We start from the raw sequence: 18,969 nt of genomic DNA on the forward strand, positions 1-18,969 counted from the left end.
TGCGACAGGTCGACGGCTGGCACGACATGCCCCTGACCGACGCCGCCCAGACCGTCCAGGTCTCCGCCTACCCCGACGCCTACGCGCAGTGGGAGCAGCAGGCCGCCGACCTCGTCACCCAGCACTGGAACAACAGCTGACCTATCGCATAGCGCCACCGGCCGGGCCCCGACAACAGGGGCCCGGCCGGTGGCGTCCCCGGCCCCCGGCGGCCCCGCCCAGCGGGGTGTCAACAAGGGGCCCTTCCTCTACAGAAAGCGTTGACAAGGTGCCCTTCCCTGCAAGCCGAGGGGCGGACTGATCCGAACCCGGGTCGGGTACGTACTGCCTGGCGGGGACCGCGAAAGGGGAGCACATGCCGGGTTCGGAGCATGACGCGTACCGCCGCCCGGGGGTCGCTCCTCCGGTGCCCGCACCGGTCGTCGAGGTGACCGGGGACCCTGTCCCGGAGCCGCCCGCCCCGGCCTGGCCGCGCGGCGTACGCCTCATGGTGGCCGCCGCGGTCGTGGTGCTGGCGTTGGGCGCGGGCGCGGTGGCGGTGACCCTGGCCAACCCGGACCGTCTGGGGGTGGCGTTCTCCGGGGGCCGGCCGGACGTCGGGTCGACGGTGCCGCTGGCGGCCGAGCCCGGCGGCGGGGGAGCGTCGGCGGACGGCCGGGTGCTCACCGCGCCCCTGGCCGGGCGGACCCGGGCTAGTTTCGAGCTGGTCGACGGACTGACCACGTTCGACCTGCGGATCGATGACCTCGGCGAGGACCTGTACCGGATCGCCAGCCCCGCCGACGGTGGGGTGGATCCCCGGCCGGAGCTCGTCGGCGACCGGCTGCGGCTGCGGATGGCGCCGAGCGGGCGGCGCGGCCCGGCCGTCGCGGAGGTCGTGTTGAACTCCCGGGTGACCTGGCGGCTGCGGCTGGCCGGCGGGGTGACCGAGCAGGTGCTGGACCTGACCCGGGGTCGGCTCGCCGGGCTGGAGCTGGCCGCCGGGGCCACCCGCGTCGACCTGCGCCTGCCCCGGGTCGTCGGCACGCTGACGGTGCGGCTGACCGGCGGGATCAACCAGCTGGTGGTCCGGGTGCCCGGGGCGCTGCCGACGCGGGTCCGTTCGGGTGCCGGCGCGGGCGCGGTCACCGTCTACGACCGGCACCGTCAGGGGGTGGCGGCCGGCGCGGTGATCAGCTCGCCGGACTGGGACCGCCGGGCCGACCGGGTGTACGTCGACATGGTGGCCGGGGCCAACACGGTGACCGTCGAGGGGGCCTGAGCGTACAGTCGGGCGGTGGATCGTACGGAATCTCTGCCGGCGCAGACCCGCCCGCCGGGCGTGGCGCCCGCCGACCCGGTCAGCGTGCTGCTGCCGGGCCACGACGTGCCGCTCGGCCGCTACACGACGGTGCGTCGGCTGCTGCCGCAGCGCCAGCGGCGGATGGTCGGGGCCTGGTGCTTCGTCGACCACTTCGGCCCGGACGACGTCGCGCAGCGGCCCGGCATGGAGGTGCCGCCCCACCCGCACACCGGCCTGCAGACGGTGACCTGGCTGCTCGACGGGGAGATCGTGCATCGGGACAGCCTCGGCAACGTGCAGCCGATCCGCCCGGGGCAGCTCAACGTGATGACCTCCGGCCACGGCATCGCGCACTCGGAGCGGTCGCCGGCGCAGCATCCGCCGGTGATGCACGGGGTGCAGCTGTGGGTGGCCCTGCCGGACCCGGCGCGGGCCGGTGGGCCGGGCTTCGCCCACCACGAGGACCTGCCGGTGTGGCGCGACGGGGACACCGACGTCACGCTGCTGGTAGGCGAGCTGGGCGGGGAGCGTTCCCCGGCCGTCGTGCACACCCCACTGCTCGGCGCGCAGCTCACCGCCCGGGGCGCGGCGCCGGCCCGGCTGCCGCTGCGCCGCGACTTCGAGTACGGGCTGCTGGCGATGTCCGGTGCCGCCGAGGTGGGTGACGTGTCGGTGGAGCCGGGCGCGCTGCTCTATCTCGGCCTGGGACGGGAGAGCCTGACCCTGGCCGCCGCCCCGGGCAGCCGCCTGCTCCTGCTCGGCGGGGAGCCGTTCGAGGAGCCGCTGGTGATGTGGTGGAACTTCGTCGGCCGGTCGCACGAGGAGATCGCCGCGGCGCGCGAGGACTGGACGGCGGGCCGCCGCTTCGGGGTGGTGGCGGACGACGCGGCCCCGCCGCTGCCGGCGCCCGCCCTGCCGACCACCCGGCTGCTGGCCCGCACCCGGCACGGCGAGATCCTGCGCTGAGCCGGTGCCGCCCACCCCACCGCCGGCCGCCAGGCGTGGCCGGCGGCGACGCGGGTAGTCGCGGGCATGCCGACCACCGCGATCTCCAGCATCGAGGACAAGAAGCGCCTGGTACGCCGCCTGGCGGGCGACGGGCGCGGTTTCGCCGAGCAGTACGGCTTCCGGGTCACCAACAACCCGTCCAGCCTGTTCCAGTTGCTCACCCTGTCGGTCCTGCTGGCCCGCCGGGGTGACTTCCGGTGCGCCGTGGCCGCCGCGGCGGCGCTGCGTGACTCCGGTTGGGACAGCGCCGCCCGGCTGGCCCGGTCGCTGCACGCCGACCGGGTGCGCGTGTTGCGCGGGGCCGGGGTGCGCGGCGACGTCGACGCGCTCGCCGACGGTCTCGGCGACCTCGCCCGTACGGTCGTGGAGCGCTACCGGGGCGACCTGCGCCGGCTGCGTGGGGCGGCCCACCACGACCCGGCCGTCGAGCGGACGCTGCTGGCCGGGTTGCCGGGCGTCGACGGCGAGGCGGTGGCGTTGTTCCTGCGCGAGGCGCAGGCGTTGTGGCGGGAGGTGGCCCCGGTGGCGGACCGGCGGGCGCTGGCGGCGGCCCGCCGGCTGGGGCTGGGCGGGTCGGCGGCCGACCTGGCGGTCCTGGCGGGCGGCGGCGAGTCGGAGCGGCTCGCCTGGCTGGTCGGCGCGCTCGCCCGGGTGGACCTGGAGCAGCGGTACGCCGAGCTCACCTGAGGTGCGCTGGCCCACAGTTTTCCCGAGAACTGACCGTTCGGACGATGGTGCCGGTAGGATGATCTCGGCAGTTGACTCCCGCCCTCATCGGGTGGGAGTGGCCGCCCGGCGGTGCGGTCCGGTTCGGGCCGCGTTCACCGCCGGGGCACAGGTTCTGCGTGGCGCCCCGGGTCGCGGTTCGCGGCCCGGGGCGCCCGTCTGTCGGGCCAGCCTGGTCACCTGGCCAGCCCCGCCACCAGGTTCACCGTCGCGGCGATGATCACCGCCCCGAACAGGTACGACAGCAGCGAGTGCCGCAGCACGGTGGTGCGCATCTCGTTGCTGGTCAGGTTCGTGTCGGAGACCTGGAAGGTCATCCCCACGGTGAACGCCAGGTAGGCGAAGTCCGAGTAGCGGGGGCGCTCCCGCTGGTGGAACACCACCCCGCCGTCGGGCCCCGTGTAGTAGATCCGCGCGTACCGGGCGGTGTGGACGGTGTGCACCACCAGCCAGGACAGCAGCACGCTCACCACGCCCAGCCCGCCGTACGCGTCGCGGCGGGGCCCCGGCGGGGCGCTGTGCGCGTACAGCAGCACGACCGCCACCGCCAGCAGGCTGGCGAGGCAGGCGACCAGCAGCAGCACGTCGCGCACGGCGCGGCTCGGGTCCTCCCGGCCGGCGAGCCGGGCGGTGCCCTCGCCGTCCAGCGGCCACAGCGTGCGCCACACCAGCACCAGCCAGCTCAGCGTCGCCGCGTCCCAGCCGACGAGCGGGCCGAGCCGCGGCGAGCCGACGAGCGCGAACAGGCCGCCGGCCAGCAGCCCGACCAGCGCCATCACGAGCAGCTGTGCCGCCGCCGGGAGGTGGCCGTCCGCGCGCCGCACCGGCCGCGTACCCACTCGCCCGCGCCGCCGGCGGGCGGTCAGATGCGCCGCAGGTGCTGCGAGACCCGGGTGTGCGGCTCCCGGGCCTGCGCCGCCCGCCGCGCCGGGCCGGCCTCGGGGGCGGCCTCGATGCCGGCGGACCGGGCCACCTCGGTGCCGTTGGCGTAGTCCACGGGGGGCAGGGCCCGCAGGGCGCGCAGCACGTCCGGCGGGGCGCCCTCCCGTTCCGCCTCGCGGACCACGTCGGCCTTGTCCGCCGGGTAGTCGAGGCTGGACAGGTACTGCAGGACGTCGTCGTAGCTCGCCATGGGTGCGCTCCTCGTCGCCGCGATCGGGGTTCCCGACCGGCGGCGGTTACCCACCGTGCGGCCGCCCACGCCCGCGCGGGGGCCTGCGATCGTCCCCGCCCGGCCGCCGTTTCCACCCCCGTCCGGCGGGTACGCGACCCCCTCCTGCGGGCGCGACCGGCCCGAGGCAGCGGAAGGAGCGCCGTCATGAACTACGACACCTTCGTCGACCAGGTGGCCCTGCGGGCGCGGGTCCCCGGCGAGCGGGCCGTCGAGCTGACCCGGGCCACGCTGGAGACGCTCGCCGAGCGGTTGACCGGCGGCGAGGTGCTCGACCTCGCGGCGCAGCTGCCGAAGCCGTTGCAGCTGGTCCTGCGGCCCAGCCCGGACACCGAGGCCGCCGACCGGTTCGGCGCGGCCGAGTTCGTCGCCCGGGTCGGCCAGCGGGCCGGGCTCGACGAGCGGGCCGCCCGGGAGGCCGTCCGGGCGGTGTTCACCACGCTGCGCGAGGCGGTGACCGGTGGGGAGTTCGACGACATCGTGGTGCAGATGCCGCGCGACTACCGGGACATGGTGGAGCCGGCGCTCGCCCCGGGCGCGGCCGTCCCGCGCCGGCCCTGACCGACCGGCGTGGTGAGGAAAGGACCCCTGCACAACAGAATCCGTTGACGGGGGCCCTTCCTTGCACCTCAGGCGACCGCGCCGGCGGCGCGCAGGGCGGCGATCCGGTCGGCGGCGAAGCCGGCCTCCGCCAGGATCTCGTCGGTGTGCTCGCCGGGGTGCGGGGGCGGCCGGCGCAGGGCCGTCGGCGTGCCGGAGAACCGGGGCGCCGGGGCCGGCTGGGTCGCACCGGCGTGCTCCACGAACACCCGCCGGGCCGTCAGGTGCGGATGCCGCGGGGCCTCCCGCCAGTCGAGCACCGGCGCGACGCAGGCGTCCGAGTCGCCGAGCAGGGCCGTCCACTCGTCGCGGGTGCGGGTGCGGAACAGCCGCGCCCACGCGGCCCGCAGGGCCGGCCAGTTCGCCGGGTCGGTGCGCTCCGGCGCGTCGTCGCCGGGCAGCGGGAACCCGGTGCGGCGCACCAGCTCGTCGTAGAAGCGGGGCTCCAGGGCGCCGACCGCGAGGTGCCGGCCGTCGGCGCACTCGTACGTGTCGTAGAACGGCGCGCCGCCGTCGAGCAGGTTCACCCCGCGCGGGTCCTGCCACCTGCCGACCCCGCGCAGCGAGTGGATCATCGTGGTGAGCACCGAGACGCCGTCCACGATGGCCGCGTCGACGACCTGGCCCGGCGCGCCGGCGCGGACGGCGTACAGGGCGGCGACGACGCCCAGGGCCAGCATCATCCCGCCGCCGCCGAAGTCGCCGAGCAGGTTCATCGGCGGCACCGGGCGCTCCCCGGCCCGGCCGACGCCGTGCAGCGCCCCGGTCAGCGCCAGGTAGTCGATGTCGTGCCCGGCGTACGGGGCCAGCGGGCCGTCCTGCCCCCAGCCGGTCATCCGCCCGTACACCAGGCAGGGGTTGGCCGCGAGGCAGTCGGCGGGGCCGAGGCCCAGGCGTTCGGTCACCCCGGGGCGGAAACCCTCGATCAGCGCGTCCGCGCCGCCGGCCAGGGCCCGCACCGCCTCCCGGCCCCCGGCCGACTTGAGGTCCACGGCGATGGAGCGGCGGCCCCGGTTGAGCAGGTCCGGGTGCGGGGTGCCGAAGGCGGCCGGGTCGACGTCGGTGGCCCGGTCCACCCGGATCACGTCGGCGCCCAGGTCGGCCAGCATCATCGCGGCGAACGGGCCGGGCCCGATGCCGGCCAGTTCGATCACGCGTACCCCGGTGAGGGGGCCGACCGGGCCGCCGGCCGCCGGGTCCGCGTCGGGGTGGTGCGCGCGCTCGCTCACCCGGACACCATAGGCGCGCGCGGGCGTCCCGGGACAGGCCGCACGGACCGCCACAGCCACCAGGGCATCACCCCTGGTGACAGGTCGGTGTCGGCTTGGCGAGTCGCCCGGGACTGGCCTAACCTTGGTCCCACGAGGGGAGTACTTCCCACGAACCATTCCGGTCAGTACGGCGTGCCCCGGGCGCGCCTCGGGTGGTTGCCCACGGAATCGTGGGTGAAGGAGACCTCGAACATGACACGGTGTTCGAGGAGACCCATATGACCGAATCATCCCTTCTTGCTGCCGGCGCGCTGTCCTCGATCGGCACCCCCACCCTCTGGGCGGTGACCATCGCCGGGGTGCTCGCGCTGCTCGTGCTGGACTTCCTCGTCACCCGCCGTCCGCACGAGGTGTCGATCAGGGAGGCGCTCGGCTGGTCGGCGTTCTACGTCGCCCTCCCGCTCGCCTTCGGCGCGTGGATCTGGTCGCGCTACGGCTCCCAGCAGGGCGTGGAATACCTCACCGGTTACCTGGTGGAGAAGTCGCTCTCGGTCGACAACCTCTTCGTCTTCATGCTGCTGCTGGCCGCGTTCGCCGTGCCGGCCGTGCTCGCCCAGCGCGTGCTGCTCTACGGCATCGCCGGGGCGCTGGTGCTGCGTGCCGTCTTCATCGCCCTCGGCGCGGCGGCGCTGCAGACCCTGGACTTCGCCTTCCTGCTCTTCGCCATCATCCTGATCGCCACCGCCGTCAAGCTGCTCCGCGACGCCCTCTCCGGCCACGAGCAGGAGGTGGACATCAACAAGATGCGGTCGGTGAAGCTGCTGCGCAGGTTCATGCCGGTCGTCGACGAATACCAGGGCACGAAGATGACCGTCCGGCTGAACGGCCGCCGGGCGCTCACCCCCCTCGCGCTCGTGGTGGTTGCGGTCCTCGCCACCGACGTGGTCTTCGCCGTCGACTCGGTGCCGGCCGTCTACGGCATCACCGAGGACCCGTACCTGGTCTTCGCCACCAACGCCTTCGCACTGCTCGGGCTGCGGGCGCTCTACTTCGTGCTGCACGCCGCGCTCAGCCGGCTCGTGCACCTCAGCTACGGCCTGGCGATCATCCTCGCCTTCATCGGCGTCAAGCTCGGCCTGCACTGGGCGCACGGCATCTGGTCCGGCGTGCCGGAGATCCCGACCCTGGCCTCGCTCGGCGTGATCATCGGCGTGCTGGTCGTCGTCACGCTCACCAGCCTCCGGGCCACCCGCCACGCCTCGCCGGGCGACAAGGAGGTCGTCGCCGACCGGCACTGACCGCGCGGGCGCACGTCGGTCCGGGCGAACGGTACCGCCGTACTCCCACAGGTGGTACGACTGACGGGTGGGAATCGTGTCACCAGGCTTCCAGGGCCGGCGCCGCTCCGCGGGGCCGGCCCTGCCGCCCGGGCAATACCTCACCGAGGACTTCCCGGTGCTCTCCGCCGGCCCGACGCCGCGGGTGCGGCCGGACGCCTGGGAGCTCGTCGTCACCACCGAGACCGGCGCGGAACACCGCTGGACGTGGGCCGAGTTCACCGCCCTGCCGCAGGAGACCCCGACGGTCGACATCCACTGCGTGACCCGCTGGTCCAAGCTCGGCACCACCTGGCAGGGCGTCTCGCTCGACGTGCTGCTCGACGGCGTCGACACCGACGCGGCGTACGCGCTGGTCCACTCCTACGGCGGGTACACCACGAACCTGCCGCTGGCCGACCTGCGCGGCGGACGCGCCTGGGTGGTGCACGGCTACGACGGCCGGGACCTGCCCGCCGAGCACGGCGGACCGGCCCGGCTGCTGGTGCCCCACCTCTACCTGTGGAAGTCCGCGAAATGGGTGCGCGGCATCCGGCTCGGCGTCACCGACACCCCCGGCTTCTGGGAGACCGCCGGCTACCACGACTACGGCGACCCGTGGCGCGAGCAGCGCTACGCCGGCGATTGAGCGCCCCGCTGGCCGCCCCGCTGGGCTGGCGGGTGGCCCGGCTCGTCGAACGCCGCACCGAGACGCCGACCGCGCAGACCCTCGTGCTCGACGTCCCCGGCTGGCCCGGCCACCTGCCCGGCCAGCACGTCGACGTCCGGCTCACCGCCCCCGACGGCTACCAGGCCGCCCGGTCGTACTCCCTCGCCGGGCCCGCCGAGGGCGACCGCGTCGCGCTGACCGTGCAGCGCGTGCCCGACGGGGAGGTCTCGCCGTACCTCATCGACACCTGGGCGACCGGCGACCCGGTGGAGGTGCGCGGCCCGGTCGGCGGGTGGTTCGTGTGGCGGCCGACGGAGACGGCGCCGGTGCTGCTGGTCGCCGGCGGCTCGGGCGTGGTGCCGCTGATGGCGATGGTCCGCGCGCGCCGCGCCGCCGGCAGCCGGGCCCCGTTCCGGCTGATCTACTCAGCGCGCACGCAGGCCGACGTGATCTACGCCGACGAGCTGCGCCGCCGGGCCCGCGACGACCGGGGCCTCGACGTGGCGTACGTCTACACCCGCGCCGCCCCGGACGGCTGGCGGGGCGAGCCGCACCGCATCGGGCTGGCCGACGTGAACACCCACGGCTGGCCGGCCGAGCTGGAGCCGCTGTGCTACGTCTGCGGCCCGACCGGTTTCGTGGAGACGGTGGCGGACCTGCTGGTGGGGCTGGGCCACCCGCCGCGCCGCGTCCGCACCGAACGCTTCGGCCCCACCGGCTGACCGCCGACGAGGAGACCCCATGACCGACATGTCCTACCTGGACGGCAACATGCTCGACGGCCCGCTGCGGGAGGTCTTCGCGGTGGACGTCAGCGGGGCCACCGGGCGCTGCGCGTCGTGCGGCGCGACCGGCCCGATGGCGGGCCTGCGGGTCTACTCCCACGCGCCCGGCCTGGTGGCCCGCTGCCCGGCCTGCGCCGAGGTGATGCTGCGCCTGGTGCGCGGGCCCGATCGGGCCTGGCTGGACCTGCGCGGGACCACCTTCCTCCAGGTGCCGCTGCCGCCGGCCTAGCCAGACCCGCGCCGGCCCGTGGGCAGCGCGGTTCTACCGCCCGGTAGCCATTCGGGCACAGGGTGTTGCATTCGCCGTCGCCGTCCGCCACGCTGATCGCCAAGACAGCGATCTGCCGTACGGGGGCGAGGATCGATGGCTTCACTCATCACGTCCGGGTGGTATCCGCAGGTGAAACCCGAGCACGGTCTGCACCGGCTGCCCGGCGGGCGGGTCCGCATCGGTGGCTCGGTCTACGGCATCGCCGCCGAGGTGCTCGACACCACCGGCGCGATCTGGACGACGCTGCGCGCCGCCGACGGCACCCGCAGCGCCGAGGAGATCGTCGCCCGGGTCCTCGCCGCGCACCCCACCGAGACGGCGCGGGCGGTGCGCGCCGCGCTGGACCAGTTCGCCGCCGCCGGCTACCTCGACGACGCGGCGGCCCCCGACCCGCCGGAGCTCACCGACCGGGACCGGGAACGCTACGACCGCAGCCGCCGCTTCCACCGGTGGATCGACCTGGTCCCGCGCGCCACCTCCTGGGAGCCGCAGGTCGCCCTGAAGCGGGCCCGGGCGGTCGTCGTCGGGCTGGGCGGCACCGGCGGGGCCGTCGCGCTCGCCCTCGCCGCGAGCGGCGTGGGGCGGCTGCACTGCGTCGACCCCGACGTGGTCGAGCTGTCCAACCTCAACCGACAGACCGTGTACGTCGAGGACGACATCGGCCGGCCCAAGGTGGACGCCGCCGTCGCCCGGCTGCGCCGGCTCAACTCCGACATCGAGGTCACCGGCGAGCGGGCGGAGGTGCGCGGGCCGGCCGACCTGCGGCGGCTGGTCGCCGACCGCGACGTGCTGGTGCTCTGCGCCGACCGGCCGGGCGCCATCCGGGCCTGGGCCAACCGGGTCTGCCTGGACACCGGCACCCCGTGGGTCGACGCCGGCTACCACGGGCCGGTGGTGACGGCGGCGGCCTACCTGCCCGGGCTCGGGCCCTGCTACGAGTGCTTCTGGCTGGCCGAGCACGACAAGCGCCGCCGCGACGACCCGGCCGCCGAGTACACGGTGGAGCGGGAGAGCAGCAGCGCCGTCAGCGCCGCCTCCGCCGGGCTCTCCGGTCACCTCGCCGCCCACCTGGCGTCGGCGCTGCTCACCGGCGTGCCGGCCGTGCGCCCCGGCCAGCTCCAGGGGATCAACCTGGTCGCCGCCGACCAGCACTTCCTCATCGCCCACCCGCCGCACCCGCGCTGCCCGGCCGGCTGCGGCGGCGAGCAGGTCGACGCGGTGGTCGCCACCGGCCGGGCGCAGCGCCGGTGAGCGTCGAGGTGGCCGGCTCCTGCCGGGTCCTGCTGCACGAGCTGCGCAGCCGCCCCGACGGCGACGACTGGATCGTCGGGCGGGTCGACACCGGTGACTTCGTCGCCGTGCCGGAGATCGCGGCGGCCGCCCTGCGGCTGCTCGGGGCGGGGCACAGCATCGACGAGACCCACCGGCGGCTGCGCGCCGAGCGGGGGCGCGAGATCGACGTCGCCGGTTTCGTCCGCGACCTGGTCGGGCTGGGCTTCGTCGCCGCCGTCGACGGCCGGCCGGTGCCCGGCGCGCCGGTGCCCGCGCCGACCCTGCCCCGGCTGCGCCCGCGGCACGTGCGGTGGCTCGTCGCCCGCCCCGTCGCCGTCGCGGTGCTGGCGGTGACCGGGGCCGCCGCGGTGACGGCGCTGCTCGCCCCCGGCGTCCTGCCGAGCCACCGCGACCTGCTCTGGAGCCCGCACGCCAGCCTCGTGCTGGCCGGCAACGCGGCCGTCGCCTGGTCGATCGTCCTGCTGCACGAGCTGGCGCACCTGCTGACCGCGCGGGCCCACGGGGTGCCGGGCCGGCTGGGGCTGGGCACCCGGCTGCAGTTCCTGGTCGCCCAGACCGACGTGAGCGGCATCTGGGCCGCGCCCCGGTCGGCCCGGCTCACCGTCTACCTCGCCGGCATGGTGGTCAACGTCGTCGTCGCGTCCGTGGCCGTGCTCGTCCGGGCCGCCGCCGCGCCGGGCACCCCGGTCGACCGGGCCGCCGCCGTGGTGCTGTTGCTCGCCGTGCTGCCGCTGCCGGTGCAGTTCCTCGTCTTCATGCGCACCGACGTCTACTTCGTCCTGCAGGACGTGGCGGGCGCGCGCAACCTCTACGCCGACGGCGCCGCGTACGCCCGGTGGTGGCTGCGGCGGGCGGCCCGCCGGCCCGGCGCCGACCCGAGCCTGGCGCTGCCCGCCCGGGAACGCCGGGCCGTCCGCTGGTACGCGCTGCTGCTGGTCGTCGGCACCGCCGCGTGCCTCGCCGTGGCCGCCACCGTCACCGTGCCGTTCACCCTCGCGCTGCTCGTCGACGCCGCCGGCGGCCTGCGCCCGGGCGGCGACCCGGTCGACCGGTTCGACGCCGCCGTCACCGCCGCCGTGTTCGGCGGCTCCTGGGCGGTGTGGGGCTGGGCGTGGTGGCGGCGGCACGGGCGGCGGCTGCGCGCCCGTCGCCGCGCCCGCCGGGCCGGGCCGCAGGCGGTGGCGGGGATGGCCGGTCACGAGTCGACGGGAGGGAGGTGAGAGACGTGGAGCAGATCGTCATCCGGAAGCTGGACAAGGTGGAGACGACCAGTGCGAGCAACCCCAGCGGCAACTGAGCCGGGGCCCCGCCGGCGCGCCGTCGGCGTGCCGGTGTCGGCGGCGCGGCGGCGACGGCTGCCGTCGGCCGCCCCGCCGCCGCGCCCGCCCCCGCCCCCGCTACCGGCCCCCCGACCCGAGCCGACGCCCTGAGCCACCACCCGCCCCTCCGACCCGATCGACCAGACAGACAGGGACCAGCCGTGCCGGAGACCAGCCCCCGCATCGCCCGCCTGCTGCACGACCTGCGCGCCGGCGGCGCGCCGGTGCTCGCCGACTTCTGGCGGGAGGTCGCCGCCCGGGGCACGCCCCTGATCGAGCGGGTCGACGGCGACAGCGCCCTGGTGACCTTCCTGTGGCGGGGCGAGGCGGCCCAGACCACCACCGGCTGGGGCATCGACCTGACGCTGCGCCGCGTCCCGGGCACCGACCTGTGGCACGGATCCCAGCGGCTGCCGGTCGACCTGCGCACCATCTACTTCCTGCGGCACGGCTCGCCGGAGCTGCCGACCGACCCCACCGGCCGGGGCCCCACCCACCTCGACGTGCTCAACCACCACCCGTTCCGGTTGCCCGCCGACCCCGCCGACCCCAACGACCGGGAGCTGTGGGCGTCCCTGCTGGAGCTGCCGAAGGCCCCCGACGAGCCGTGGATCCGGCACCACCCCGGCGTGCCCCGGGGCACCGTGCTGAGCACGGGCGTGCGCACCGCCGCGTGGGGCGGCCGGCGACGCGTCGCGGTCTACCGGCCGGCGGTCCCGGCCGCCGGGCCGCTGCCCCTGCTGGTGGTCTTCGACGGCTACCTGTCCCGGGCGCTGCTGCGGGTGCCCGCGACGCTGGACAACCTCATCGCCGCCGGGCGGATCCCGCCGACCCTGGCGCTGTTCGTCTCGGCCCCCAGCGGGGCGCGCCGGATGGCCGAGCTGCGCCCGTCGGCCGCGCTGCGCGCGTTCGTCACCCGGGAGCTGCTGCCCTGGGCCCGGCGGCGCTGGGCGGTCACCGACGACCCCGCCCGGCGGGTCATCGCGGGCTCGTCGCTGGGCGGGCTCGCCGCCGCGTACGTGGCGCTGGCCGCCCCCGGGGCGTTCGGCGCGGTGATCGCTCAGTCCGGCAGCTTCTGGTGGCCGGCGTCGCCGCAGCCCGACGAGCGGGAGTGGCTGACCCGCGCGTACGCCGGCTGGCCCGCCGCCCCCGTGCGGTTCTACCTGGACGTGGGGGACCGGGAGAACACCTGGCCCCGCCCCGGGCAGGTCGACCAGCTCTCCGTCAACCGCCGGTTCCGGGACCTGCTGGTCGCGCGCGGCCACCAGGTGACCTACGCCGAATACCGGGGCGGGCACGACTACGTCAACTGGCGGCGCACCTTCGCCGAGGGGCTGCTCGCCGTCCTCGGCGGGCCCTGACGCCCAGCCGGCCTGACGCTCACCCGGCCCGGGCGCCACCCCGCAGCACCCGGGCGACGATCGCCGGCCGCAGCAGCCGGTGCGGCGGGTCGACGAGGTTGAGCACCCGCAGGAACGCGGTGCCCAGGACCGCGTCGGTGCGCGCCGCCGCGTGCAGCCGGTGCACGTACGCGTTGACGAGCCGGACCCGCGGCGTGCGGGGCCCGGCCACTTCGGGGAACCGCAGGTCCGTGCCGACCGCGATGGACCACGGCCCGTCGATCAGCCGGCCGGCGCCGCGGAAGAACCGCCGCCACAACCGACGCCGGTCGCCGGCCAGCAGCCGCCGCAGCAGCAGCCCCTCGCCGGCCGCGACCGTCATGCCCTGACCGTAGACGGGGTTGAAGCTGCACAGCGCGTCGCCGAACACCAGGTACCCGTCGGGGAAACGGCGCAGCCGCTCGTAGCGCCGCCGCACGCTCGCCGGGTAGCGCATCAGCGCCGGCCCGCCCACCGGGGTGGCCTCGCGCACCACCTGGCTGATCAGCGGCTGGCCCAACGACTCGGCGAACCGGGCGTAGCCCTCGTCGTCCAGGGGCGGCTGCTCGCCGAGCACGCCGCTCAGCGCCACCGCGAAGCGGCCGTCCTCCTGCGCGGCGACGATCCCGGTGCGCGGGCGTCCCGGTACGGCGTTGGTCAACGCGCCGAGCAGGCCGTCGAGGTGGCGGTGGTCCCGCTCGTAGGTGCGGGTGACGTAGGTGACGTCGACGGCGACCCGCTGCTCGGCCGGGGCCGGGTAGCCGAGCGCGGCCAGCCAGGTGGGGCTGCGCGACGCCCGGCCGCAGGCGTCGACCACCAGGTCGGCGTCGAGCCGGTACGCCGCCCCGCCGCGCGGCGTCAGCAGGACCCCGGTGACCCGGCGACGGTCGTCGGAGCCGCACAGGGCGGTCGCCTCCGCCGGCGGGCGGAAGCGGACGTTGGCCAGCCTCTCCACCCGGGCCCGCACCGTGCGCTCCAGCAGGGGGCGGCTCACGCCCACCCCGACCAGGTCGGACGCGGACCGGCGCATCAGGTAGCCGTCGTTGCACCAGTGCACCTGCCCGTTGAGGTCGACCAGGGGCGCACCGGCGGCGTGCAGCTCGTCGCTGAGGCCGTCGAACAGCTCGTCGAGCGCCGCCCGGCCCCGGGCCAGCAGCACGTGCAGCTGCCGCGACTGGGGCACCCCGCGCCGGTGCGCGACCGCGTCGGGCAGCGCGTCGCGGTCGACGAGAGTGACGCTGTCGTACGCCTCGCTGAGCACCCGGGCGGCGATCAGCCCGGCCATGCTGGCGCCCAGCACCACGGCGTTGCCCGCTCGGCTCATGCTGCGACGGTAGGCGGCCCGGGGCGGGTCGTCCTCTCCGAGGTTGCGCAACCGGCCCGGCGGCAGGGCAACCTCGAAGAAGCGTCGCGCGGGGGTCTTGGGTGGGATGAGCCCTACTCCACGCCGCCGGGACCGGGGGGCGTCGCACCCGAGGTGGTCTCGATGTATCAGCAGCCCCTGCAACCGGTGGCCGGGTCGCTGGCGCTGAGCGCCGCCTGCGCCGCGCTGCCCCTGCTGACCCTCTTCCTCCTGCTCGGCGTCGTGCGCGCGCGGGCCTGGGTGGCGGCGTTCGGCGCGCTGACCGTGGCGGTCGTGCTGGCCTGGGCGCTGTGGCGGATGCCGCTGGCGCAGACGCTGCTGGCCGCCGGCCAGGGCGCGACGTTCGCACTCTTCCCTCTCGTGTGGACGTTCGGCACGGCAATCTGGATCTACCGGATGACCGTGCACACGGGACACTTCGACACGCTGCGGCGCGGCTTCGCCCGGATCAGCGACGACCGCCGTGTCCAGGCCATGGTGATCGCGTTCTGCTTCGGGTCGCTGCTGGAGGCGCTGGCCGGCCAGGGCACGCCGGTGGCCGTCACCACGGTCATGCTGCTGGCCCTCGGGTTCACCCCGGTCCGGGCGGCCACCGTGGCGCTGGTCGCCAACACGGTGCCGGCCGCGTTCGGCCCGCTCGGGCTGCCGATCACCACGCTGGCCGGGGTGACCGGGCTGCCCGCCACGGAGCTGGGCATGATGGCCGGCCGGCAGGTCCCCGTGGTGGCGGTCGTCGTCCCGCTCGTGCTGCTCGTCGTCGTCGACGGCCGCCGGGGCGTGCGGGAGCTGTGGCGTCCGGCGCTGGCCTGCGGCGCCGCGTTCGCGCTGGCCCAGTTCGCCACCGCGAACTTCCTGACGGCCGCGCTCGCCGACATCGCGGCCGCCTTCGCGGGGGCGGGCGTCCTGCTGCTCGTCACCCGCCGGGCGCGCCGGCCGGTGCCCGTACCGGCCGGCGACGGCCCGCCGGAGCCCGCCGCGTCGTCGGGGTCCGCCGCGTCGCCGGCGGGCGGACCGGGGCCCGCCGGGTCGCCGCAGGGCGTCACGCCGCCGCCGGGCCGGGCGTGGCTGGCGTACGCGCCGTACGTGACCATCGTGGCCGTCTTCGCCGTCTCCCAGGTGCCGGCCGTCAAGCGCCTGCTGGACGCCGGCACGCTCGCGGTCTCCTGGCCCGGCCTGCACGTGCTCACCGCCGCCGGCACCCCGTCGCCCCTGTCGACCTTCCGCTTCGCCTGGCTCGCCGCGCCGGGCTCGCTGCTGCTGGTGGCCGGCCTGGTCACGATGGCGCTGCTGCGGGTGTCCCCGCGCGAGGCCGGGCGGCTCTACGGGCGCACCCTGTACGAGCTGCGGTGGGCCGTGCTGACGGTGGTCGGGCTGTTGGCGCTGTCGTTCACGATGAACGCGTCCGGGCAGATCGCCACCCTCGGCGTCTGGATGGCCGGCGCGGGCACCCTGTTCGCCGTCCTGGCGCCCGTCCTCGGCTGGCTCGGGGTCGCCCTGACCGGCTCGGACACGTCGTCGAACTCGCTGTTCGGCGCGCTGCAGGTCGCGGCGGCGCAGCGGGCCGGCCTCGACCCGGTCCTGCTCGCCGCCGCCAACGCCTCGGGCGGCACGCTGGGCAAGATGATCAGCCTGCAGAACCTCACCATCGCCGCCGCGGCCGTCGGCCTCACCGGCCGGGAGGGCGACCTGTTCCGGCGGATGTTCGGCTGGAGCGTGCTGCTGCTCGCCCTGATGTGCCTGCTGGTGGGGCTGCAGGCCACGCCGCTGCTGTCCTGGATGGTGCCCTAGCCCGGCCCCACCGCCCGCGGCGGCGTACCCCGTCGGGGTTGGTTGTCGGGTGCCGGCCCGGGGCGTCGCCGCGCCCCGGGCCGGTCTCGGCGGCGGTCAGCGGCGGACGCGACGCCGGTCGGCGGCGATCAGGTAACGAATGGTGTTTTACGTGGTGTATGCACCGATTCGCGCACCCCCCCGATCGCGTGAAGCACGTTCCGGCGGGTCGCGGCCGCCAAAGCGCGACGGGTGAGCCCGTACGCTCTGCCACGTTTGTCCCCGGCGAGGGCGGGAACGGCACCCGTCATGACGAAACCTCGTGTGGTGATCGTGGGGGCCGGGTTCGCCGGTTACCACGCGGCGAAGACGTTGAGCCGGACCGCCCGCAACAAGGCCGAGATCGTGCTGCTGAACTCGACCGACTACTTCCTCTACCTGCCGCTGCTGCCCGAGGTGGCCGCCGGCGTGGTCGAACCCGGGCGGCTCAGCGTGCCGCTCAGCGGCACCCTCGACGGCGTGCGGGTGGTCGTCGGCGAGGCCGACCGGGTCGACCTGCAGAACCGTTGGGTCGGCTACCGGATGCCGGAGGGCGACGGCGGCCGGCTCGCCTACGACCGGCTGGTGCTCGCCGTCGGCAGCGTCAACAAGCTGCTGCCCATCCCCGGCGTGACCGAGTACGCCCACGGGTTCCGCGGCCTGCCCGAGGCGCTCTACCTGCACGACCACGTGGTACGCCAGGTCGAGCTGGCGGAGCTGACCGACGACCCGGCCGAGCAGCGGGCCCACACCACCTTCGTGGTCGTCGGCGCCGGCTACACCGGCACGGAGGTCGCCGCCCACGGGCAGCTGTTCACCGACCGCCTGGTCGCCCAGCGCCCGCACCTCGACGTCCGCCCCCGCTGGATGCTGCTCGACGTGGCCCCCCGGGTGCTGCCGGAGCTGGACGAGCGGATGTCCCGCACCGCCGACCGGGTGCTGCGGCGGCGCGGCGTCGACGTACGGATGGGCACCTCCGTGGCGGAGGCCACCCCCGACGGGGTGATGCTCACCGACGGCGAGTACGTGCCCACGTGCAGCCTCATCTGGTGCGTCGGCGTGCGCCCCGACCCGTTCGTCGCCGAGCTCGGCCTGCGCACCGAGAAGGGCCGCCTCGTCGTGGACGAGTACCTCACCGTGCCGGGCTTCCCCGAGGTGTACGCCTGCGGGGATGCGGCGGCGGTGCCCGACCTGACCCGACCCGGCAAGATCTGCACGATGACGGCCCAGCACGCCCAGCGGCAGGGCAAGCTCGTGGCGCACAACATCGCCGCCTCCTACGGGCAGGGCCGGCGCCGCCCGTACAAGCACCACGACCTGGGCTGGGTGGTCGACCTCGGCGGCAAGGACGCGGCGGCGAACCCGCTGAAGGTCTCGCTGGCCGGCCTGCCGGCCAAGGCCGTCACCCGGGGCTACCACCTGCTGGCGATGCCGGGCAACCGGGCCCGGGTCGGGGCGGACTGGCTGCTCGACGCCGCCCTGCCCCGCCCGGCGATGCAGCTCGGCCTGGTGCCGGCCAACGCGGTGCCGCTGGAGAGTTCGTCGCCGGAGGTCCCGGCCTACCCCCGTTGACGCGCTCCCGCCCGCGCGAGTTCGCGCCGCGCCCGCCTAACCCCGGCGCGGGGCGAGCTCGCGCAGCAGCACCTGCCCCACCCCGACGACGGGGATGGCCAGCAGCGCACCGACCAGCCCGGCCAGCTCGGCTGCGAACAGCACGCTGACCAGGACCGTGAGCGGGTTCAGCCGGACCGCCCGGGACATGATCAGCGGTTGCAGCAGGTGGTTCTCCACCTGCTGGTAGACCACGAAGAAGACCAGCACCACGATGCCGGCGGTGGGGGAGTGCAGGAAACCGGCGCCGCCGGCGAGGATGGCGCCGATGGTCGCCCCGACCAGCGGCACCAGGTCGGCGATCGCCACCAGCAGCGCGATCACCCCGGCGAACGGCACCCCGGTCAGGACGAGCACCAGGAACGTCAGCGCGCCGCAGATCACGCTGATCAGCAGGTTCCCGCTCAGGTATCCGGTGACCACCCGGGAGATGCCCTGACCGACCCGCCGCGCCCGCCGCGCCGGCCCGTCGCCGAGCCGCCCCAGCCCCGCCGAGATGATCTTCGGGGCCTCCAGCACCATCAGGTACGCCAGCACGACCACGGTGACCAGCCCGGCGAGGGTCTCCAGCACGCTGCGGACCAGCCCCACCGTCGGATCGCGCAGCCGGCTGCCGTACTGCTGCACCTGCGCCGAGTGGCCGACCACGTACTGCCGTAGCCGCAGCCGTTCGAGGGCCTCGCCGAACGGCCCCCGGCCGGCCCGGGTCTCCCGCAGCACGTCCGGGGCGCGGTCGGCCGCGCGGCCCAGTTCGTCCAGCAGGGGCAGGACGATCCCCGCCACCAGCGCGGCGAGCAGGCCGAACGCGGCGAGGAAGACCAGCAGCGTGGCCACCGCGCGGCGCCGCACGAGGCGTCGTTGCAGGGCGTCGACGGGCGGCTTCAGCGCGACGGCGAAGAAGACGGCGACGACCGTCCAGGTCAGCACCCGCCGGGTGGCCCAGGCCAGGGCCAGCACGACCAGGGTCGCCAGCACCAGGCCGATGACGATGGCCGCCCGCCGGGCGGTCGCCTGGTCCTCGGCGTTCCTCATCCGGCGCGGCTACCCCGGCCGGCGCGGCGGAAACCCCGACGAGACGCCCCGGCCCGCCCGGTGCCGCGGTCACCCGTCCGGGCCGGCCCCGCCACCCCATCCGCCCGCGGGCGCTCCCATGCCGCG

Annotated in this window: 18 protein-coding genes; 13 read left to right on the forward strand and 5 right to left on the reverse strand. The window is 75.9% G+C overall.

Annotation, left to right across the window (positions count from 1 at the left end):
- Positions 1-406 precede the first annotated feature (406 nt).
- From LPU61_RS30145 to LPU61_RS30155, 3 genes are all read left to right on the forward strand, one after another.
- Positions 407-1,261 (forward strand): hypothetical protein, encoded by an 855-nt coding sequence (locus LPU61_RS30145; protein WP_229406842.1) that lies wholly within the window; start codon positions 407-409, stop codon positions 1,259-1,261.
- Between the two features lie 15 nt (positions 1,262-1,276).
- The gene (locus LPU61_RS30150; RefSeq protein ID WP_229406843.1) at positions 1,277-2,248 is read left to right on the forward strand and encodes a pirin family protein; all 972 of its coding nucleotides are present in this window, start codon (positions 1,277-1,279) and stop codon (positions 2,246-2,248) included.
- Positions 2,249-2,314: 66 nt separating this feature from the next.
- Entirely contained in the window at positions 2,315-2,977 is a 663-nt protein-coding gene (locus LPU61_RS30155; protein WP_229406844.1) for a hypothetical protein, read from the forward strand.
- A 215-nt stretch (positions 2,978-3,192) separates the two neighbouring features.
- Here LPU61_RS30155 and LPU61_RS30160 read toward each other — a convergent pair whose 3' ends face one another.
- Both LPU61_RS30160 and LPU61_RS30165 read right to left on the reverse strand, forming a co-directional pair.
- Entirely contained in the window at positions 3,193-3,840 is a 648-nt protein-coding gene (locus tag LPU61_RS30160) for a DUF1345 domain-containing protein (RefSeq protein ID WP_043968630.1), read from the reverse strand.
- 38 nt (positions 3,841-3,878) lie between these two features.
- Complete coding sequence (locus tag LPU61_RS30165) at positions 3,879-4,148, reverse strand: DUF2795 domain-containing protein (RefSeq protein ID WP_043968632.1); 270 nt, start codon at positions 4,146-4,148, stop codon at positions 3,879-3,881.
- Positions 4,149-4,334: 186 nt separating this feature from the next.
- Here LPU61_RS30165 and LPU61_RS30170 point away from each other — a divergent pair, with 186 nt between their 5' ends.
- The gene (locus LPU61_RS30170) at positions 4,335-4,748 is read left to right on the forward strand and encodes a DUF2267 domain-containing protein (protein ID WP_043968634.1); all 414 of its coding nucleotides are present in this window, start codon (positions 4,335-4,337) and stop codon (positions 4,746-4,748) included.
- Between the two features lie 68 nt (positions 4,749-4,816).
- On the opposite strand, the gene LPU61_RS30175 is transcribed toward LPU61_RS30170, so the two are convergent.
- Positions 4,817-6,016 carry a CaiB/BaiF CoA-transferase family protein gene (locus LPU61_RS30175; RefSeq protein ID WP_229406845.1) on the reverse strand — a complete coding sequence of 400 codons (1,200 nt, stop codon included), beginning with the start codon at positions 6,014-6,016 and terminating at the stop codon, positions 4,817-4,819.
- 260 nt (positions 6,017-6,276) lie between these two features.
- Between LPU61_RS30175 and LPU61_RS30180 the strand changes: the two genes are divergently transcribed.
- From LPU61_RS30180 to LPU61_RS30210, 7 genes are all read left to right on the forward strand, one after another.
- A complete protein-coding gene (locus tag LPU61_RS30180; RefSeq protein ID WP_077939877.1) occupies positions 6,277-7,296 on the forward strand; it encodes a TerC/Alx family metal homeostasis membrane protein in 1,020 nt (339 codons plus the stop codon).
- Positions 7,297-7,372: 76 nt separating this feature from the next.
- Positions 7,373-7,963 carry a sulfite oxidase-like oxidoreductase gene (locus LPU61_RS30185; RefSeq protein ID WP_199486167.1) on the forward strand — a complete coding sequence of 197 codons (591 nt, stop codon included), beginning with the start codon at positions 7,373-7,375 and terminating at the stop codon, positions 7,961-7,963.
- A complete protein-coding gene (locus LPU61_RS30190) occupies positions 7,960-8,706 on the forward strand; it encodes a ferredoxin reductase (RefSeq protein WP_229406846.1) in 747 nt (248 codons plus the stop codon). The genes LPU61_RS30185 and LPU61_RS30190 overlap by 4 nt, the downstream gene beginning before the upstream one ends.
- Before the next feature lie 19 nt (positions 8,707-8,725).
- On the forward strand, positions 8,726-8,998 hold the full coding sequence (locus LPU61_RS30195; protein ID WP_043968643.1) for a DUF6510 family protein: 273 nt from the start codon (positions 8,726-8,728) through the stop codon (positions 8,996-8,998).
- Positions 8,999-9,133: 135 nt separating this feature from the next.
- Positions 9,134-10,291 carry a ThiF family adenylyltransferase gene (locus LPU61_RS30200; protein ID WP_199486168.1) on the forward strand — a complete coding sequence of 386 codons (1,158 nt, stop codon included), beginning with the start codon at positions 9,134-9,136 and terminating at the stop codon, positions 10,289-10,291.
- The gene (locus tag LPU61_RS30205; RefSeq protein ID WP_229406847.1) at positions 10,288-11,553 is read left to right on the forward strand and encodes a hypothetical protein; all 1,266 of its coding nucleotides are present in this window, start codon (positions 10,288-10,290) and stop codon (positions 11,551-11,553) included. The genes LPU61_RS30200 and LPU61_RS30205 overlap by 4 nt, the downstream gene beginning before the upstream one ends.
- 260 nt (positions 11,554-11,813) lie before the next feature.
- The gene (locus tag LPU61_RS30210) at positions 11,814-13,013 is read left to right on the forward strand and encodes an alpha/beta hydrolase-fold protein (protein WP_229406848.1); all 1,200 of its coding nucleotides are present in this window, start codon (positions 11,814-11,816) and stop codon (positions 13,011-13,013) included.
- Positions 13,014-13,032: 19 nt separating this feature from the next.
- Here LPU61_RS30210 and LPU61_RS30215 read toward each other — a convergent pair whose 3' ends face one another.
- Entirely contained in the window at positions 13,033-14,355 is a 1,323-nt protein-coding gene (locus tag LPU61_RS30215) for an NAD(P)/FAD-dependent oxidoreductase (protein WP_229406849.1), read from the reverse strand.
- Positions 14,356-14,517: 162 nt separating this feature from the next.
- On the opposite strand from LPU61_RS30215, the gene LPU61_RS30220 reads away from it, so the two are divergent.
- Both LPU61_RS30220 and LPU61_RS30225 read left to right on the forward strand, forming a co-directional pair.
- On the forward strand, positions 14,518-16,182 hold the full coding sequence (locus tag LPU61_RS30220; RefSeq protein WP_229406850.1) for an L-lactate permease: 1,665 nt from the start codon (positions 14,518-14,520) through the stop codon (positions 16,180-16,182).
- Positions 16,183-16,470: 288 nt separating this feature from the next.
- The gene (locus LPU61_RS30225; protein WP_043968653.1) at positions 16,471-17,772 is read left to right on the forward strand and encodes an NAD(P)/FAD-dependent oxidoreductase; all 1,302 of its coding nucleotides are present in this window, start codon (positions 16,471-16,473) and stop codon (positions 17,770-17,772) included.
- Between the two features lie 36 nt (positions 17,773-17,808).
- Here the strand turns inward: LPU61_RS30225 and LPU61_RS30230 are convergent, their stop codons facing one another.
- Positions 17,809-18,843, reverse strand: coding sequence for an AI-2E family transporter (locus tag LPU61_RS30230; protein ID WP_043969522.1), 1,035 nt, complete (start codon positions 18,841-18,843; stop codon positions 17,809-17,811).
- Positions 18,844-18,969 lie beyond the last annotated feature (126 nt).

Origin of the sequence: Micromonospora sp. NBRC 110038, from assembly GCF_020884815.1 — a bacterium.
GTDB lineage: Bacteria > Actinomycetota > Actinomycetes > Mycobacteriales > Micromonosporaceae > Micromonospora > Micromonospora haikouensis.